The 15,204-nt window shown below is 69.3% G+C and carries 17 protein-coding genes; 4 read left to right on the forward strand and 13 right to left on the reverse strand.

Going from position 1 to position 15,204, the window contains the following annotated elements:
- The 6 genes from ACFYO9_RS38105 to ACFYO9_RS38130 form a co-directional block, all read right to left on the reverse strand.
- The coding region (locus tag ACFYO9_RS38105; protein ID WP_358779387.1) for an Imm21 family immunity protein at positions 1–328 on the reverse strand (328 nt) is incomplete at its 3' end.
- 41 nt (positions 329–369) lie between these two features.
- Positions 370–1,137, reverse strand: a complete 768-nt coding sequence (locus tag ACFYO9_RS38110) for a transposase (protein WP_358779386.1) — start codon at positions 1,135–1,137, stop codon at positions 370–372.
- A gap of 270 nt (positions 1,138–1,407) precedes the next feature.
- The gene (locus ACFYO9_RS38115) at positions 1,408–1,584 is read right to left on the reverse strand and encodes a hypothetical protein (protein WP_359324331.1); all 177 of its coding nucleotides are present in this window, start codon (positions 1,582–1,584) and stop codon (positions 1,408–1,410) included.
- A gap of 77 nt (positions 1,585–1,661) precedes the next feature.
- On the reverse strand, positions 1,662–2,237 hold the full coding sequence (locus ACFYO9_RS38120; RefSeq protein WP_358779384.1) for a hypothetical protein: 576 nt from the start codon (positions 2,235–2,237) through the stop codon (positions 1,662–1,664).
- A gap of 799 nt (positions 2,238–3,036) precedes the next feature.
- On the reverse strand, positions 3,037–3,636 hold the full coding sequence (locus tag ACFYO9_RS38125) for a hypothetical protein (protein ID WP_358779383.1): 600 nt from the start codon (positions 3,634–3,636) through the stop codon (positions 3,037–3,039).
- A 77-nt stretch (positions 3,637–3,713) separates the two neighbouring features.
- Positions 3,714–5,594 (reverse strand): excinuclease ABC subunit UvrA, encoded by a 1,881-nt coding sequence (locus ACFYO9_RS38130; RefSeq protein WP_358779382.1) that lies wholly within the window; start codon positions 5,592–5,594, stop codon positions 3,714–3,716.
- A gap of 138 nt (positions 5,595–5,732) precedes the next feature.
- On the opposite strand from ACFYO9_RS38130, the gene ACFYO9_RS38135 reads away from it, so the two are divergent.
- Positions 5,733–6,128 (forward strand): nuclear transport factor 2 family protein, encoded by a 396-nt coding sequence (locus tag ACFYO9_RS38135; RefSeq protein WP_358779381.1) that lies wholly within the window; start codon positions 5,733–5,735, stop codon positions 6,126–6,128.
- 16 nt (positions 6,129–6,144) lie between these two features.
- Positions 6,145–6,654, forward strand: a complete 510-nt coding sequence (locus ACFYO9_RS38140) for a MarR family transcriptional regulator (RefSeq protein WP_358779380.1) — start codon at positions 6,145–6,147, stop codon at positions 6,652–6,654.
- Positions 6,655–7,240: 586 nt separating this feature from the next.
- On the opposite strand, the gene pip is transcribed toward ACFYO9_RS38140, so the two are convergent.
- Together pip and ACFYO9_RS38150 are read right to left on the reverse strand one after the other, a co-directional pair.
- A complete protein-coding gene (gene pip / locus ACFYO9_RS38145; protein ID WP_358778142.1) occupies positions 7,241–8,230 on the reverse strand; it encodes a prolyl aminopeptidase in 990 nt (329 codons plus the stop codon).
- A gap of 99 nt (positions 8,231–8,329) precedes the next feature.
- Positions 8,330–8,938, reverse strand: coding sequence for an ABATE domain-containing protein (locus ACFYO9_RS38150; protein ID WP_358778143.1), 609 nt, complete (start codon positions 8,936–8,938; stop codon positions 8,330–8,332).
- A gap of 93 nt (positions 8,939–9,031) precedes the next feature.
- Here ACFYO9_RS38150 and ACFYO9_RS38155 point away from each other — a divergent pair, with 93 nt between their 5' ends.
- Both ACFYO9_RS38155 and ACFYO9_RS38160 read left to right on the forward strand, forming a co-directional pair.
- Entirely contained in the window at positions 9,032–9,823 is a 792-nt protein-coding gene (locus ACFYO9_RS38155) for an MBL fold metallo-hydrolase (RefSeq protein WP_358778144.1), read from the forward strand.
- A gap of 371 nt (positions 9,824–10,194) precedes the next feature.
- Positions 10,195–10,392 (forward strand): DUF6233 domain-containing protein, encoded by a 198-nt coding sequence (locus ACFYO9_RS38160; RefSeq protein ID WP_358778229.1) that lies wholly within the window; start codon positions 10,195–10,197, stop codon positions 10,390–10,392.
- 131 nt (positions 10,393–10,523) lie between these two features.
- On the opposite strand, the gene ACFYO9_RS38165 is transcribed toward ACFYO9_RS38160, so the two are convergent.
- From ACFYO9_RS38165 to ACFYO9_RS38185, 5 genes are all read right to left on the reverse strand, one after another.
- Positions 10,524–11,552 carry a SpaA isopeptide-forming pilin-related protein gene (locus ACFYO9_RS38165; RefSeq protein WP_358778145.1) on the reverse strand — a complete coding sequence of 343 codons (1,029 nt, stop codon included), beginning with the start codon at positions 11,550–11,552 and terminating at the stop codon, positions 10,524–10,526.
- Positions 11,553–11,602: 50 nt separating this feature from the next.
- Positions 11,603–12,391, reverse strand: a complete 789-nt coding sequence (locus tag ACFYO9_RS38170; protein WP_358778146.1) for a DUF317 domain-containing protein — start codon at positions 12,389–12,391, stop codon at positions 11,603–11,605.
- Between the two features lie 10 nt (positions 12,392–12,401).
- Positions 12,402–13,244, reverse strand: a complete 843-nt coding sequence (locus ACFYO9_RS38175) for a DUF317 domain-containing protein (RefSeq protein ID WP_358778147.1) — start codon at positions 13,242–13,244, stop codon at positions 12,402–12,404.
- A 293-nt stretch (positions 13,245–13,537) separates the two neighbouring features.
- Positions 13,538–14,782: an ATP-grasp domain-containing protein gene (locus tag ACFYO9_RS38180; RefSeq protein ID WP_358778148.1), complete on the reverse strand. Its 1,245-nt coding sequence runs from the start codon at positions 14,780–14,782 to the stop codon at positions 13,538–13,540.
- Positions 14,783–14,835: 53 nt separating this feature from the next.
- Positions 14,836–15,171 carry a hypothetical protein gene (locus ACFYO9_RS38185; protein ID WP_358778149.1) on the reverse strand — a complete coding sequence of 112 codons (336 nt, stop codon included), beginning with the start codon at positions 15,169–15,171 and terminating at the stop codon, positions 14,836–14,838.
- Positions 15,172–15,204 lie beyond the last annotated feature (33 nt).

Raw genomic sequence — 15,204 nt, forward strand, 5'->3', positions numbered from 1 at the left:
CCGCATCGCCCTCGACCTCATCGTCTGGCTGGCCGCACGCAACATTCCAGGGCGGCCAGCCGGACGGATCACCGACTTCCAAAACACGACCTAGTGCCTGCATACCGTTCTCGTCGATGAGGATCACACCGGCCAGATCGTCCACCGCGCAGGCCCGGTCGTAGTCGTCTGGATCGGTGGCGTCTCCCGCCATAAGACCACTCCCCGTACACCCGCCCCAGGAGGGCAGGGCGGAGACGGGGACGACGATCAGAGGGCCGCCCATCGACTCCACCCAGACAAGGGAGGGGCCGGAGGCATCGTCTGTGGTGGATGAAGAGGTGGTCATGCAAGTCAGTGTGCCCTCGCCCACTGACAACTTCCCCGCGCTCATCTGAACCCAACACGGGGAATGGTGGCGACGGCCTGGACAGCGTGGTGGAGGCCGTCTCCTTTCTGGCGGCAGTCGCGGAGAATCTTCCAGTTCTTCATCCGGGCGAAGGTGTGCTCGACGCGGGCACGGACGCGTCGGTGTTCGGCGTTGTCTTCTTCCTGACCGCGCAGGAGGGGGCGTCCGGCTCTCTTGCGGTGGGGAACGATCAGGCCGGTGCCGAGGTAGGCGCCGTCCGCGATGACCGTCGTCCCGGCCGCGGCGGCCGGCAGGCCCGACTCCCGCCACACGTGGGCGTCGGCCTTGTTGCCCGGCGCGGGCCAGGCCGAGGCGATGACCAGGCGGCTGTCCGCGTCGATGATGACCTGCACGTTCGCCGAGAACCGGTAGTTGCGGGAGGAGGCGCCCACCTTCCGGTCACGGACCGGGATCAAGGTTCCGTCCACGATCCACAGCCGGTCCACCTCGGCGACCGGCCGCGGCGCGGGCTCCAGGGCCAGCAAGGGGCGCAGGCGGTGGATGACCCGGCAGACGGTGGCCGGGGAGATCCCGAAGAGCGGGGCGAGCTGCCGCATGGTGAGGTTCGTGCGGTAGTAGACGGCCACCAGCAGCACCCGGTCCGCCAGCGGCAGACACCACGGCCGGCCACCACCGGGACCGTTCCCGCCCCGTTCCTTCACCACTTTCACCAGCTTCGCGAACCGCTCGATCCGCAAACCCGTGAACGTCTCGACCCACACCGACTCAGCCCGCAACACCCCACCCATTCAGGAGAAATGCCCGTAACTGAGCCTTCTGCAACACCCTTTAGTGCGCTGACAGCGAAGTTAGTCGCCGCAGGTTAGCGCGCAGCGGACAGCTGGGTTCGTTGTCCAAGGAAAGAACTGTCCGTTGACGGCGAAGCTGGTCGGCCGGATGCCGCTGACCCGCGACGAACAGCTTCGTCGTCAAAGCGATTCCCGCCCCTGGCCGTGTATAGCATCGGCGCCCTGCGGGAGGGGGGAAGATGAGCTTGTCATCCCCCTACCGTCCGCCACTCACTCCCGGTTCTCTACCTCCCGCCACTGCCGACGCTCACGACGCTTGCGCTCTTGCTCTCGCGCGCACTGCCGCTGCATCAGCAGCTCCTTGCGGTCACTCGATCGCTGCGGCCAGACCGCGCGCAGGACGACCCCCACACCGGTCACGACGATGAACAAGAATGCGATGCCCAAGACAGCCCACCACGGGGCAGAGTCCGGCAGAAAGAACACGACTTGAACCTTCCGACCTACAAGGGTCGGCGGGTCGCTTAAGCAGCTAGTACGGCGCTCCCCAGCACGCTGCGCCCGCCCCGAAGATCGATCATGGGGAAGGCGGGGTTCGGGCCGCGAGGAGCGACTTGGGGTGATGTATCAAGAGGGCGCGGTGCCCAGTTCACGCAGTCGGTCGGCCTCGGCGTCAACGACGCGAGTAGAGCCATCAAGCTGTGGCGCTGAAAGCTCACGTAATAGGCGAGCAGATCTGTTAGGGCAGCAAGATATTCCGATACGAGACTTGGGTCGTGGACACCTTGCGCGTCGCGCAGGGCGTCCGCCGCCTTGGCGAGCCGGGTCTTCGCGCTTCCGACACGCGTGTACGTGAGTGCAGGACCAGCGTGAGCCTTGCGGCCCAGTAGCTGCTCTTCGAAGATCTTCCGGAAGGCGTCAGACTCCCAGCCCAGGACCGCCGCCTCACGAACTCGCGGGTCACGAACTGCTAGCCGAAGCTCATCTTCGAGGATTAACAATTCAACGCCGGTGATGTCGAACCCGACCTCCAGCCGGTTGGTGGCGATCACCATCTCGAGGTCACACGCTCCTGGCGTTGGCCGCTCGGACTCGCTCATCTTCCTCCTCACAGTGTCTCGTTCGTCAAGATCGGCAGAGTCTATCTCGCCGGTCCGACATCACTGCGAAAACGGCCGAGGCGACAGGGTTCGTTGGCAAACGACTCAGTTGGATGCCAACGGACAGGAACTGCCGGGAGCGACTTTCGCGTGACACGGGCAGATGGGCGGGCCACCTATGCGCGGGCCGCCGCCCAGGCTGCCCCAAGCTCCACGAGCCTCCGGCGGAGCTGACCTCGCCGCTCCTCCAGGACCAGCGAGGTGGGCGATAGGACGAAGACGTTGTCTCGGTAGGGGAGGAATCCGAGCCGCTCCCACCCTCTGGCGATCTTGGTCGTGACGCGGTCCCACTCGGCTTCGTTCCGCAGGCGATCCGCGCTCAGGTCGGAAACTCCGGGAGCGGCATGCTACGGCCCTGCATCCGGGCGTCAGCCGGAAGATGGCTTCGGAGGCGAGGATCACGCCCAAGCCTCGCCCTCTCCATTGCTCGTGCAGGGTGACGCGATCCATGATGAGCAGGGCGGAGCTCTAGGATCCGCCTGCCCGTGAGCAGCGGGTGCTGCGGAGACGCCGTATTCCACGCTTCGCGAGCAGCACCGCATTCGCGGCTCAGTGAGCAATCCCGACGTTCCCAACCGCTGACAGCGCGACTCCCTGTAACCGGGCGCCGACAGCGTGGTGAATGTATTGGCGCGGCTGGCCCTTCACCTTCTGCTCAGGGTGCCTGTACCGCTCCTCCGCCCCGGGATCGGGGTTCTGTCGATACGCTACGGGCGTCTCACAGGCCGATGTCGGCAAGCTATTGGTCGGGCCGCAGATGCTCGCCAAGGTAGTGGCCGGTGATGCTCTCGGGGTGTTGGATGATGTCGTCGGGGGTGCCAGTGGCGACGACTGTACCGCCGGATGCGCCGCCGCCCGGGCCCATGTCGATGACGTGGTCGGCGTTGGCGATCATGTCAAGGTCGTGCTCGATGACGAGGACGGTTGCGCCTTTGTCGACCAGACGCTGCAGGACGTCCAGAAGCGTGCGGATGTCCAGGGGGTGGAGGCCGACGCTGGGTTCGTCGAGGACGAACAGGGCGTTTCTCTGGTCGCGGGTCAGTTCGGTGGCGAGCTTGAGGCGCTGGGCCTCGCCGCCGGAGAGGGCGGGGGTGTCCTCGCCGAGGGTGAGGTAGCCGAGCCCGAGGTCGTTAAGAGCGTTGAGGCGGGTGCGTACGGGGCGGATGTCCTCGGTGTGGGCGAGAGCCTGGCGGACGGTGAGGCCCAGCAGATCCGGCAGGCTGATGCCGTCGGATCCCGGGTCTACGGGCGTGGGCCGCAGGATGTCGTGGGCCGCGGGAGCATAGCGGGTGCCATCGCAAGTAGGGCAGGCGATGTCGACGTCGGGCAGGAACTGCACATCCAGGGAGATCTGTCCGGTGCCCTCGCAGCGCGGGCACCGCAGCGAGCCGGTGTTGTACGAGAAGTCCGCGGCCGTCAGGCGCGTTCGACGGCTGCTGGAGTGCCGGCGTATTCACGACGAAGGTCGTCCAGGATGCCGCTGTAAGTGGCGACGGTGGAGCGGACGTTGGTGCCGATGGGAGTGGCGTCGACCATGTTCACCCGGCTGATCCCGGCCGCGTCCAGGGCCTTGACATGCTCCGGCAGCGGCTCGTCGGCGGCCTGCGCCTTGAGGCCGGGGACGAGACTCTCCAGGATCAGGGTGGTCTTGCCGGAGCCGGACACGCCAGTGACAGCGGTCAGCTTGCCCCGCGGGACGTCGACATCCAGGGCGTGCACGGTGTGCAACGGGCGAGTGGCCAGGTGGATGCGGCCGCAGTCGTACACCGTGTCGCGGTCCGCCCGTGTCCGTACGAGCACGGGTTCGCGGCCGGTCAGGAAGCCGCCGATGAGGGAGGCGGAGTCCTTGCCCAGGCCGCGGGGATCGCCGGTGGCCAACACAGTGCCGCCCTCGGCGCCCGAGCCCGGACCGATCTCGATCAGCCAGTCAGCCTCACGCAGGACCTGAACATCGTGGTCGACGAAGACCACCGAATTGCCGTCGCGCAGCAGGTCACGCATCACGCCGAGCAGGCCGTCCACATTCACCGGGTGCAGGCCGATGGACGGCTCGTCCAGGACATACAGCACGCCGGTGGTGCGGTTGCGCACCGCGCGGGCCAGCTGCACGCGCTGCCGCTCGCCGGTGGACAGAGTGGAGCTCGCCCGGTCCAGGGTGAGATAGCCCAAGCCCAGTTCGGTGAGCCGGCGGGCAGCGCCGAGCAGGGTGGCAATCAGGTTGTCCGCCATCTCTCGCATCTCGGGCGGCAGCGCGCCGGGCAGCGTCGGCATCCAGGCGACGAGGTCGTCGAGGGTCTTGGCGGTGGCCTCGGCCAGGTTCGTGCCGTCCAGGAGAGTGCCGCGGGCCGCCTCACTGAGCCGGGCGCCGTGGCAGTCCAGACAGATTTGCGTGGACAGGAACTTGTTCACCCGGCTCAACCCGCGCTCAGTGGCGGCATTGTTCAGGGCTTCTTCGACCGCACGGCGGGCGTTGCGGTAGGTGAAGTCCAGCTCGAACAGCTTGCCGTTCTTCGACCGGACGCTGATGTGCCGCTTCTCCTCAGGGCCGTGCATCACGATCCCCCGCTCGGCCGCGGTCAGGTCCGCGTACGGCATGTCGGTGCGCACCCCGAACTCGGCGACGACCTGCGGCATCACCGTCAGCCCGAACATCGACCACGGTGCCACCGCCCCGTCCGCGATCGACTTCGACGCATCGGGCACCAGCGCCGCCTCGTCGACCTCGCGGACCATGCCGGTGCCGGTGCAGCGCGGGCAGGCACCGTCGGAGTTGAACGCGAACGACTCGGCCCCCGGCGGATACCACACCGCCCCGCACACCGCGCAGGTCAGATCCATGTTGGCGGCCACGTCGACGGTCGGCTCGTGCCGGTGGCCGTTCGGGCACAGATGCGCCCCGAGCCGGGAGAACATCAGCCGCAGCACATTCAGCAACTCGGTCGAGGTGCCGAAGGTCGAGCGCACCCCGGGCACGCCCGGCCGCTGCCGCAGCGCCAGAGCGGCCGGCACATGGTCCACCTCCACCACCGCCGCCCGCGGCGCCTGCGCCATCCGCCGCCGGGTGTACGTCGACAGCGCCTCCAGATAGCGCCGCGAACCCTCCGCGTACAGCACCCCCATGGCCAGGGACGACTTCCCCGACCCCGACACCCCGGCCACCCCGACCAGCCGCCGCAGCGGCACGGTCACGTCGACGTCCTTGAGGTTGTGCACCCTGGCTCCGCGCACCCGGATCGCCAGCGGCTGATCGCCTTCGGCCGTCCCCTCCCACGCCTCAGGCTCTCCAGGTGCCGTCACAGTTTTCTCCCTCCGTCAGGTACACACACTCGGAAGTTGCTTCCATGGAATGTATCTGCTTTCCTGGAAGTGCATCAAGTGAAGATTCGCCCACTTTGCCCCCCAGGGCGACACGCACCAGCGAACGGAGCCACCGCCATGACCGACACAACCAGCGACATCGCCCGCAGCTACTTCCAGGCCATCCAGAGCGGCGACCTGGACACCGTGGGCAAGCTCCTCGCCGACAACGTCGTCTGGCACCAGCCCGGCGGAAATCAGTTCTCCGGCGTCCGCGAGGGCCGTGACGCCGTCTTCGCCCTGCTTGGCGGGATGATGGAGGCCAGCCAGGGCAGCTTCGCCATCGACCAGGTTCACGCTCTGATGGGCAACGGCGACCTCGTTGCCGCCACCATCCACTTCGCGGGACGCACCGACAAGGCATCGATGGCGATGGACGGCGTCGACCTGCTGCGCATCCAGGACGGCAGGATCGTCGAGGTATGGCTGTTCTCCAGCGACCCAGACGCCGAGGACGCCTTCTGGGGCAAGTGAGCCCTGCGGGAGAGGAATGATGACTGACCTGAAGCCACTGTTCGACGCCGTGATCCGCCTCGAGACCGAGGTGTGGAACGGCGTCGATTCGGCCCTGCGGGCCGCCTGCGATCTCCCGATGACCTGGCTCGACATCCTCCGAATGCTCGAGCGGACCGACGGATGCCGGGTCCAGGACATGGCCCAGGAATTCGCCATCACCATCGGTGGCGCCAGCAAGGTCGTCGACCGCGTCGAGAAGGCCGGATACTGCACCCGCCGCGCCAACCCCGAGGACCGCCGTTCCTCCATCGTTGAACTCACCCCTGCCGGACGCCAGATCCTCGACAAGGCCCTGCGGGTCTTCGACGAAGAACTACGCCGCCGCTTCGGCCCGGCGCTCGACGACGGCGAGGCGGAGAAGCTCACCGCCACGCTTACGCGGCTACGGTCTGTCGGCCACACCGGTGACGCAGGAGGCGAAGCCGGGCAGCGACTTCTTCCCGCGATACGCAAGTCGGTTCAGCGCGATCAACCGAGCGCATAGGCGCGGACGCGAACACCGGCGCAGGGCCGGTCCGACATTAACTGCCGCACCCGGCCCTGCCCTCACGGTGTCTCGGAACGGGGTAGTTCGGCGTCGCCCGCGATGCGCAGGATCCGCTGGTCTTCTCGCAGGAAGTCGCGTCCGCGGGGCGTGGGTGCGAGGGGGCGGGTGTCCCGGTCGATGACGCGGAAGCCGGCTCTGTGCTCGATGGCGCGGATGCGGGCGTCGAGGGTGGCGTGCCTGCCCCCCGCAGAAGCTGTCGGCGGCCGCGGGAATACTGTCGTGGTGCCTGAACGGCGGCCTCCGGCTCATGAGCCGGAGGCCGCCCGACCGCTGCCCGGCCTGGCGGTCCGCGGCGACGAGCACGGCGGCGCCATAGAATTCCGGGCCGTTCAGGTTCACGATCACGTTCGCCGGGTTACGGGCGGCGACGATCTCGTGCAGGCACTTCCCGAGCCATTCACGGGTCTCGAAGCCGATTTCGCCCGATAACACCACGACGGGCCAGCCTGGCATCAGCTCTCCGGCCGCGACGCGATCTGCGTGACTCCCCGGCCAGCCGGGGTATACGCGGGAGATCAGCGCATCAGGGCCTTGGGGTGGCCCGGTCTGCTGTACTCGCCTCGGCGAAGCGTGCGATGGCCTCGGCCGCCAGGGCGAGGGATGCGTCGCTTGCCGGGGCGCCGGGGCCGTCGACGATCCTGAGTTCGGCACCGGGCCATTCCTGCGCGAGTTCCCAGGCTGTGACGGGCGGGTGGGCGAGGTCAAGCCTGCCGTGGATGAGGATCCCGGGGATTCCGGCGAGCTTGGCGGCGTCGCGGATGAGGGCGCCCTCGCCGGTCCAGGCGCCGTTGGCGTGGTAGCGGGCGCAGGTGCGGGCGACCGCGGTCTGCTTGTCGAAGGGCAGTTCGCCGAGTGCGGCGACGCCGGGCTGGGTTCCGCCCGCGGTATGAACGGTGTCGTGCCAGCGGCCCCAAGCGCGGACCGCGCGTTCCCGGACGGCGGGGTACGCGTCCTGGGTGTGGCGCTCGTAGGCGCGGACGACGTCGTCGTACGGTCCGGCGTCGACGGCGGCGAGGAACTCCTGCCACTGGCCGGGGAAGAAGCGGTTCAGGCCGCGGTAGGTCCAGTCGGTCTCGGCGCGCCGGGACGTGGTGACGCGGGAGAGCACGATCTCGGTGACGCGCTCGGGGTGCGTCTGGGCGTAGGCGAGGGCGAGGGTGGAGCCCCAGCCCTCCGCGTACAGCAGCCACTGCTCGATGCCGAGATGCTCGCGGAGACGTTCGACGTCGTCCACGAGGGTCCAGGTCTTGTTGTGCCGCATGGCGGTGGCGGGGTTGGCGGCGCTGGGGGTGGAGCGTCCGGCGCCGCGCTGGTCGAGCAGGACGATCCGGTAGCGGTCGGGGTCGAACAGGCGGCGCTGTTCCGGCCGGGTGCCCGCTCCTGGGCCGTCGTGGACGACGAGGGCGGGCTTGCCGCCGGGATGGCCGGAGGTCTCCCAGTGGACGAGGTTGCCGTCGCCGACGTCGAGCATGCCGCTCGCGTACGGCTCGATCGGTGGAAACAGGCTCGTCATGGCGGGGGTGTCCTCTCCGTGCTCATCCGGGCGGGATGCCGGGATCACCCTGCCAAACATCATGGAAAACATAATTATTTCCCGTGATGATCCACAGGTTCAGTCCGCGGTGCCGCTGCGGCGGGCGTAGGCGCGGGCGGCGCGGACACGGTCACCGCAGCGTGTGGAGCACCAGTGGCGCCGGCCGTGGGTGCGCAGGAGGAAGCGGTCGCAGGGAGCTGATCCGCAGGAAGCGAGGATATCGGCGTCGGGGCCGGTGAGCAGGTCGGCGGCGTCGGCGGCGAGGGTCGCCAGTGCGTGGTTGACGGCCTGGTCGGTGGGGTGCGCCTGTATACGGCGTAGTCCCTGGGCCCCGCCCCAGGCGAGGAGGGGTGCGGTGGGCACGGCCGTGAGGGCCTCGTTCACCGCGCGCAGTGATTCCTCGGGCGGGGTGGTGGTGTCGACGCGGGCGGCGAACAGGGCGCGGATGTGATCGCGCAGCGTGCGCATCCGCTGCGCGCACACCTCGTACAGCTGCACGTCCGGGGTCGTCAGGTCGTGGGCGGTAAGCCAGCGCATGGCGGTTTCCGGGGCGGCGAGCAGGTCGTAGCTCTGGCCGGCGGGCAGGGTGGCGGCAGTGTCGGCGAAGTCCAGGGAGCGGTACCGGTCGGCACCCGGTGCCGGGGGCAGAGCGGTCGGGGCAACGTCGGAGGCCAGGGTGTCGTCCATACCTCTCATGGTAGCGCTTGCGTTTTTCCGTGATACCTGCCTAACCTGGTGTCACGTTAACCGCATGTTTTTTTCGTGAGAAATGGAGATGTGATGTCCCAGCTCGACGCCAACCAGTTCCCGGTCCGCACGTTCGGCGGTCCGACCGCCCTGTTCGAGTACGGCGGCCTGCGCTTCCTGACCGACCCGACCTTCGACGGCCCCGGCGACTACCCCGCACCCGGTGGCCCGACCCTGGTCAAGACGGCGCCCTCCACCGCTACGCCCGCCGATGTCGGCCCCGTCGACGTGGTCCTGCTCTCCCACGACGAGCACGCCGACAACCTCGACACCTCCGGCCGCGCCCTGCTCGCCGACGTCCCCCTCACCCTCACCACCCCCGGCGGCGGCAAGCGCCTTGGGGAGAAGGCCAAGGGCCTGGCCGACTGGGAGACGGTCGAACTGGAGCGTCCGGGCGGCGGCACCATCACGGTGACCGGCGTCCCGGCCATCCACGGCCCCGGCGCGCGTGAGGAGATCGAGCCCGTCGCCGGCCAGGTCGTCGGCTTCGTCCTGACGGGCGAGGGCCTGCCGACGGTCTACGTCAGCGGCGACAACGCCTCGCTCGACGCGGTCAGGGAGATCGCCGACCGCTTCGCCCCGATCGACACCGCCCTCCTGTTCGCCGGAGCACCCCGCTTCCCCATGCTCTTCGACGGCAACCTGATCGTCCTGGACAGTGCGCAGGCCGCCGAGGCCACCCGGATTCTTGACGCCCGCCGTGTCGTCCCGGTCCACCACGACAGCTGGGCCCACTTCACCGAGGGCCGCGACGAGCTGGAGGCAGCCTTCGCCGCCGCGGGCCTGACCGACCGCCTGGACCAGGACTGGGCGCAGCGCGCCTGAGCCCGGACCGCAGCTCAGGAACCGAGACCTCCTCCCAGGGCCGGGGCTCCCCTCACACCGAGCCCCGGCGGGTAAGTCCGGTGAGCGGTCCAGCTGCGCAGCCGTATGCGCGCATCACGTTGGTACTGCCCGACGACCAGACCGTCGAGGTGCGCCTATATGAGCGTTTGCAGACCACCGGACGGTTTCCTTGGCGGTTTCGAATTGGCGTCCCGTCATGGGTGGCGACCGAGACGGGGGTGGAGCCCACCGAGTATTCGGTCTGGGTCACGGACCGGCAGCTGCGGCCGATCGACGGGGTTGATCTGTCAGTCGTCCCGACGCATCGACGCCTGGAGGCTCCGCCGCCGACAAAGCCTTCCGGCTGGGTTGTGCGCCCCGATCCTCAACGCCGTTGCGGCAGGCTCGTGCATGATGCCGCGTGTCGCCACGCGGCTGGCGAGGGTCGGGAGTTGGGTTCCCTAGAGGCCCTGGATGCGCTGATGAGCCCCGGAACGAAAGCGTGCCACGACTGCGCTGCCGCCGAAATCCTGCTCCCTGCAATGGAATTGGGGCAGGGGTACGGTTAGCTGCCGCTCTGAGCGACGCGAAGCAGCCGCTCAGAGCGGGGCGCCAGGTCCTCTCGACGTCTGAGCTGGGACGTGACGAAGCCCCCGGAATCGCTAGGCGGATTCCGGGGGCCGTATCAGGGGTGTGTCTGCTAGCTCTCGGTGGAGCCGGCGCTGTCGGAGTCGTCCGTACGGCGTCGGCGGGAAACGATGAGTGCGCCGCCGCCGGCGAGGAGGAGACCGGCGCCGCCCATCAGCCACGGGGTGGCATCGGCGCCGGTGTGGGCGAGGGAACCGTCGGGCTCGGGGGCCGTCGTGCTCGATGCGGTCTCGTCGGGGGCCGGGGAGCCAGTCGGCTTCCCCTTCGTCTCCGGCGTACCGTGGTCACCGGAGCTGCCGGACGTCGGCTTGTCCGAGGGCTTCTCGGTCGGCTTGTCCGAGGGCTTCTCGGTCGGCTTCTCCGAGGGGTCGGGGCTCGGCGGGGTGGTGTGGGTCCTGGCGTTGGTGACGGTCACGGTGACTGGGTCGCCTGGCTTGGCCTTGAAGTCGCGCTGCCTCTTGTAGAGGTCGTATCCCGCGGGCGCCTTCGTCTCCTTGACCCAGAAGTTGGTGCCGGTGCGGTTGTCGACCGGGAGCTTGGCCGTGACAGTGCCCTTGTCGCCGGTGGTGAGGGTGAGGAGGGTCTTGTCTCCGGTGCCGATGTTGACGGTGGCGCCGGGCAGGAGCTTGCCGCTCTTGTCGTCTTTGGCCTTGAGCAGGACGGAGGCGGGCCTGAACGGATCGACGATGGTGAGCGGGGCGTCGGTGCCAGGAGTGACGATGACATCCTGGTCCTCGACGACGTCGTGCAGCGGGCTGCCGCTGGCGGTCTCCTTGAGTCGGTAGACGCCCGGTGCCAGGCCCTTGAAGGCCAGATGGCCCTCGGCGTCGGTCTTGCCGCTCCCGACTTCCTTGCCCGTGGAGTCGTACAGGGTGAAGGACGCGCCGGCCAGGACATCGCCGCCCGCATCCTTCTTGACGATCGCGACGCCTCCGCCCTCTGTGGCATTGCGTGGGGCAGGAGTGGTGGAGGCGAGCGGGGTCTGGGCGGAGGCGTACGGGGCCCAGGCCAGGGATCCGGTCACGGCGGCGGCGACGGTGAAGGCCGCGGTCGGAAGAAGGCGGGCGGATCGGGTGTGCAAGTAGGGACTCTCCAGGAAGGGGGTGGCGTGGGCAAAGGCCACGGGGATGGTTAGCGGGTGCGGCTCGTGCCGGGGAGCGCCGCAGGTGCGGCGACCGGCGGGATGACGGGCACCTGATGCGCCGGGACCGTCGCCGCGACGTATATGTGGCGGCGGGTGTGGAAGGGGATGTCCTTCACCGCGCGAGTCACTGGCTCTGTAGAGACCAGCGAGGCGGTGAAGGAGGCGACCAGTGTGGTTGGGGTGCCCTGGGAGAACCGTGCGCGCCAGTAGGGCTCGCTCGGGTATCCGCCCCAGGCCGACCAGGTGGGCGAGTCGTCGCGGATGGTGGTGGCGTAGCGGTGCTGTACGACACCGAGGGACTCGGGATCGCGGAAGAACTGGCTGCCGTCGGTCTTGACCTGGTGGCTCCAGCCGCGGGCGAGGAGCAGCGTGTACGCCTCCTGCGGCGGGGTGTCGTCCTCGAACAGCCGGTCCTGGCCGCTGTGGCGGTCTTCGAGGTAGAGATCGAGCAGTTCGGTATGGAAGTCGTGCAGCAGCTCGGCGGGGGTGGTGGCGTCGAGGCTGATCTGCCAGGCCGGGGGACCGAACGGCGCGCGGTTGGCGGTGATCGTCCACTTCCCCTTGTGGGGGCTGTCGGAGTCAGGGACCAGGGTAGTGAACAGTCGCAGACACGGGCTGGTGGCGAGGGCCGCGCCGTCCTCGGACTGGTGCACGGTCCAGTCCTCGGGGAAGGGCCAGATCGCATGGAGGTCCATGGGTCCGGGGCCGGCCAGGTGACGGGGCAGGACCTTTACGGACTGGGCCGGGTTGAGGTTGATGAGGGGGTCGGTCGACATGGGCGGGTCCTCAGCGGCGGCGGGCGGGCAGCGCGGCACCGGGCGCGACCGGTGGGAGCGTGGTGGTGCTCCAGCGGGGAACGCTGCGCGTGCCGAGCGCGGGCGGGCGACGGCGGTCGGCGGCGGTCTGCTGGACGTCGAGCGGGGTCGGTGCAGGAGGCTTCGGTGGCTCGATGGGGGTGAGCTGGGCGAGTTGGGCGAGCCGGGGGGCGAGGTTGCTCTTGTAGCGGGCGACGGGGGCGGGGTCGATGAAAGCGGCGGCGGTAGCGGCGATGAGGTGCTTGGGGGTACGCGCGGTGAAGACCGCCTCGGCGCGGGTCCCCCAGCCTTCGGGACCGGCCCACAGCTCCACGGTTTCGCGGTCAGGATCGGTACCGACGACGTCGATGCTTGCTCCGGCCAGCCCGTCAGGGGCGATGATCTCCACCGTGCCGCGGGTCAGCGGGCGGCGTTGCCATCCGGCGTCGAGCAGAGGTTGTATCGCGTCGGTCCAGCGGTACGAGGGATCGGCCAGGAAGCTGTCGGTGTCCGCGCTCCACTCGCGGGCGAGGGCACTGGTGAGGCCGTGGACGATCTCAGGCGGAGTATTCTGGTTGAAGGTGGCCGTCCAGGTAGCACGGGACACGGCGTCCTGGGCTGCGCTGATCCGCCACACGTCGTAGTCGTCGCCCGCCCAGCCGATCTTGATCCGGTGGTCGGGTGAGGTGACAACCGTCTGGAACGGGCCCTCGTCAAGGTGGTGGTGTGGCCAGTGCTTGACGGGCTCGAAGCTCGGATCGGCCTGGCCGGGCAGGCCAGCGAGGTAGCGCGGGGAGACGTAGACATCTCCCTCGATCGGGGTGGGGTCGGTCATAGGCGTATCCGTCGGGGTCGGAGGGAAGGCAGCGGGCAGCCGTCGGGCACAGGGCGGGCGCGGTCGGACGGGGCGGCGTCCTTGGCCAGGCGCCGAATCCAGCGAGCACTCGCGAACCGGCAGGCGGGTGGCCGGAACTGGGGCCGGCTGCCCGGCTCCGTCGGGTTTCGTAACCGCCTCACCGCCTCGGCCCCGGGCCCCCAGCGATGGGCCACCCGAGGCCGGGATCGGGCAGGGAGCCCAGTAGGTCCTCTCCTCAGTGGGTTCGGGGCCGGACTCAGGGGGTGCGCGGGTTACGCCGTGGACGCGGAGGGCTGGGGTTCGACGGTGAGGGTCAGGTGGCGAAGGGCCTCTTCGACGCGGGCCTGGGCGGTTTCGGCCGTGGGCCCGGTGGTGATCAGGAATCCGGCGCGGGCGCTGAATATGTCGCCCTCGGGCGGCAGGACGACCATGTCGCCGACCGTGCGTTGGAAGGCGACCTGCTCCAGCCACGGTGTGCGGGCGGCGAAGTCGGCGTCGAGGTGGCAGTAGGTCAGGGTGTCGGAAGCGTTCGGGAACAGCATCCGGATCGCGGCGGCGCAGTGGCGGGTGCGGGTGAGGTCGGGGGCCTGGCCGCAGGCGGTGTCGGCGGCGGCGCGGGCCAGGTCCACGCCGGTGGCGAGCTGGACGAGATGCCCGATCATGTCGCCGCCGATACGGGCATTGACCTCGATCAGCCGCGGGCGGCCGTTGACGAGGCGCATCTCGACGTGCTGGACGCCGTCGGAGATGCCGAGCGCCTTGATGGCCGCGGCGGCGACGGGTGCGACCTGGTCGAGCAGCGGATCGGCGGCATCGACGCTGTGGGCGATCTCCTCGAAGAACGGCGGGGCGCCGAGGGACTTGCGGGTGACGGCTACCGCGGTGGTGTGACCTCGGTGGGTGACGCACTCGACGGAGACCTCGGGGCCGTCGAGGTACTCCTCCACCAGCACGTTGGTGCTCTCGATACCGTCGCGGGCCCCCGCGGCAGCGAACGCGAAGCCGTGCGGCAGTTCTTCGGCGCGGTCGACGCGGATGACGCCGATACTGCCCGCACGGGCAGCTGGCTTGAGTACGACGGGGTAGCCGATCGTCTCGGCGGCGAGCGCCGCCTCCAACAGCGAGCGGGCGGTCATCGACGCGGCCGAGGGCACGCCGTGGCGGGCGAACAGGGTACGGGCGGTCGCCTTATTGCGGGCGGCTTCCATGACCTCTGGGCTGTTCGTCGGCAGGCCCAGGCGCCGTGCCAAGAGGGCGGTCTGAACGAGATACCACTCGGTCCACGTCGCCACACCGGTCAGCTCGTGCCGCTCGGCCAGGGCTTGGCCGGCGGCGGCCAGCGCCTGGGCGTCGTCGGGATCGGCGATCTCGAAGTCGGTGATGAACTCCCGTTCCCAGGTGGGCGCGGCGGGGGAGATCAGGACGACGTCGTACCGGGCGGCGACGGCTTCGAGGCAGTAGCCCCGGTACACCTCGGCCTCCGCACCGGCGGTCGATGTGACAAGGATCGTGGGCAAGGACTCTCCAAGAAGAAGCAGGTACGCAGCAGTTCAGGCACGGCGGCGAGGTTTCAGGGGGTGCGTCGGCGCCGCAGCTCGAAGAGGGACGCCCACTCGGGGTGGTCCGCGACCAACTTCCGCGCATACAGCGCGGTGTAGTTGTTGTTGAGCCCGCGCAGACCCTGCGGGAGCCGCCAGCGCAAGTCCTCGAACAGATCCTTGAGCCCGATGCGGGTGGCCCCCGCGGCAAGCCGTTCGGCCGTCAGGTTCTCCAGGGCCCGGTAGACGTAGGGGTGCGCGGCGTCGAAGGCCAGGAACTGGTCGGTGAGGGTGGGCCTCGATCCCGCGCGGGAGGAAGGCCGGGCGAGCGGTATGACGGCCTGAGCGGCGGCAGCGGGCATGGGCATCGGGTAGATCTCCAGGGCGAAAAGGGCGGCAGG

The sequence above is a fragment of the Streptomyces sp. NPDC005863 genome (genome assembly GCF_042871345.1).
Lineage (GTDB): Bacteria > Actinomycetota > Actinomycetes > Streptomycetales > Streptomycetaceae > Streptomyces.

Bases quoted from the DNA above. Each gene is read 5' to 3' on its own strand.
- ACFYO9_RS38110 (WP_358779386.1), bottom strand. From the start codon at position 1,137: ATGGGTGGGGTGTTGCGGGCTGAGTCGGTGTGGGTCGAGACGTTCACG.
- ACFYO9_RS38120 (WP_358779384.1), bottom strand. From the start codon at position 2,237: ATGAGCGAGTCCGAGCGGCCAACGCCAGGAGCGTGTGACCTCGAGATG.
- ACFYO9_RS38135 (WP_358779381.1), top strand. From the start codon at position 5,733: ATGACCGACACAACCAGCGACATCGCCCGCAGCTACTTCCAGGCCATC.
- ACFYO9_RS38140 (WP_358779380.1), top strand. From the start codon at position 6,145: ATGATGACTGACCTGAAGCCACTGTTCGACGCCGTGATCCGCCTCGAG.
- pip (WP_358778142.1), bottom strand. From the start codon at position 8,230: ATGACGAGCCTGTTTCCACCGATCGAGCCGTACGCGAGCGGCATGCTC.
- ACFYO9_RS38150 (WP_358778143.1), bottom strand. From the start codon at position 8,938: ATGGACGACACCCTGGCCTCCGACGTTGCCCCGACCGCTCTGCCCCCG.
- ACFYO9_RS38155 (WP_358778144.1), top strand. From the start codon at position 9,032: ATGTCCCAGCTCGACGCCAACCAGTTCCCGGTCCGCACGTTCGGCGGT.
- ACFYO9_RS38170 (WP_358778146.1), bottom strand. From the start codon at position 12,391: ATGTCGACCGACCCCCTCATCAACCTCAACCCGGCCCAGTCCGTAAAG.
- ACFYO9_RS38175 (WP_358778147.1), bottom strand. From the start codon at position 13,244: ATGACCGACCCCACCCCGATCGAGGGAGATGTCTACGTCTCCCCGCGC.
- ACFYO9_RS38185 (WP_358778149.1), bottom strand. From the start codon at position 15,171: ATGCCCATGCCCGCTGCCGCCGCTCAGGCCGTCATACCGCTCGCCCGG.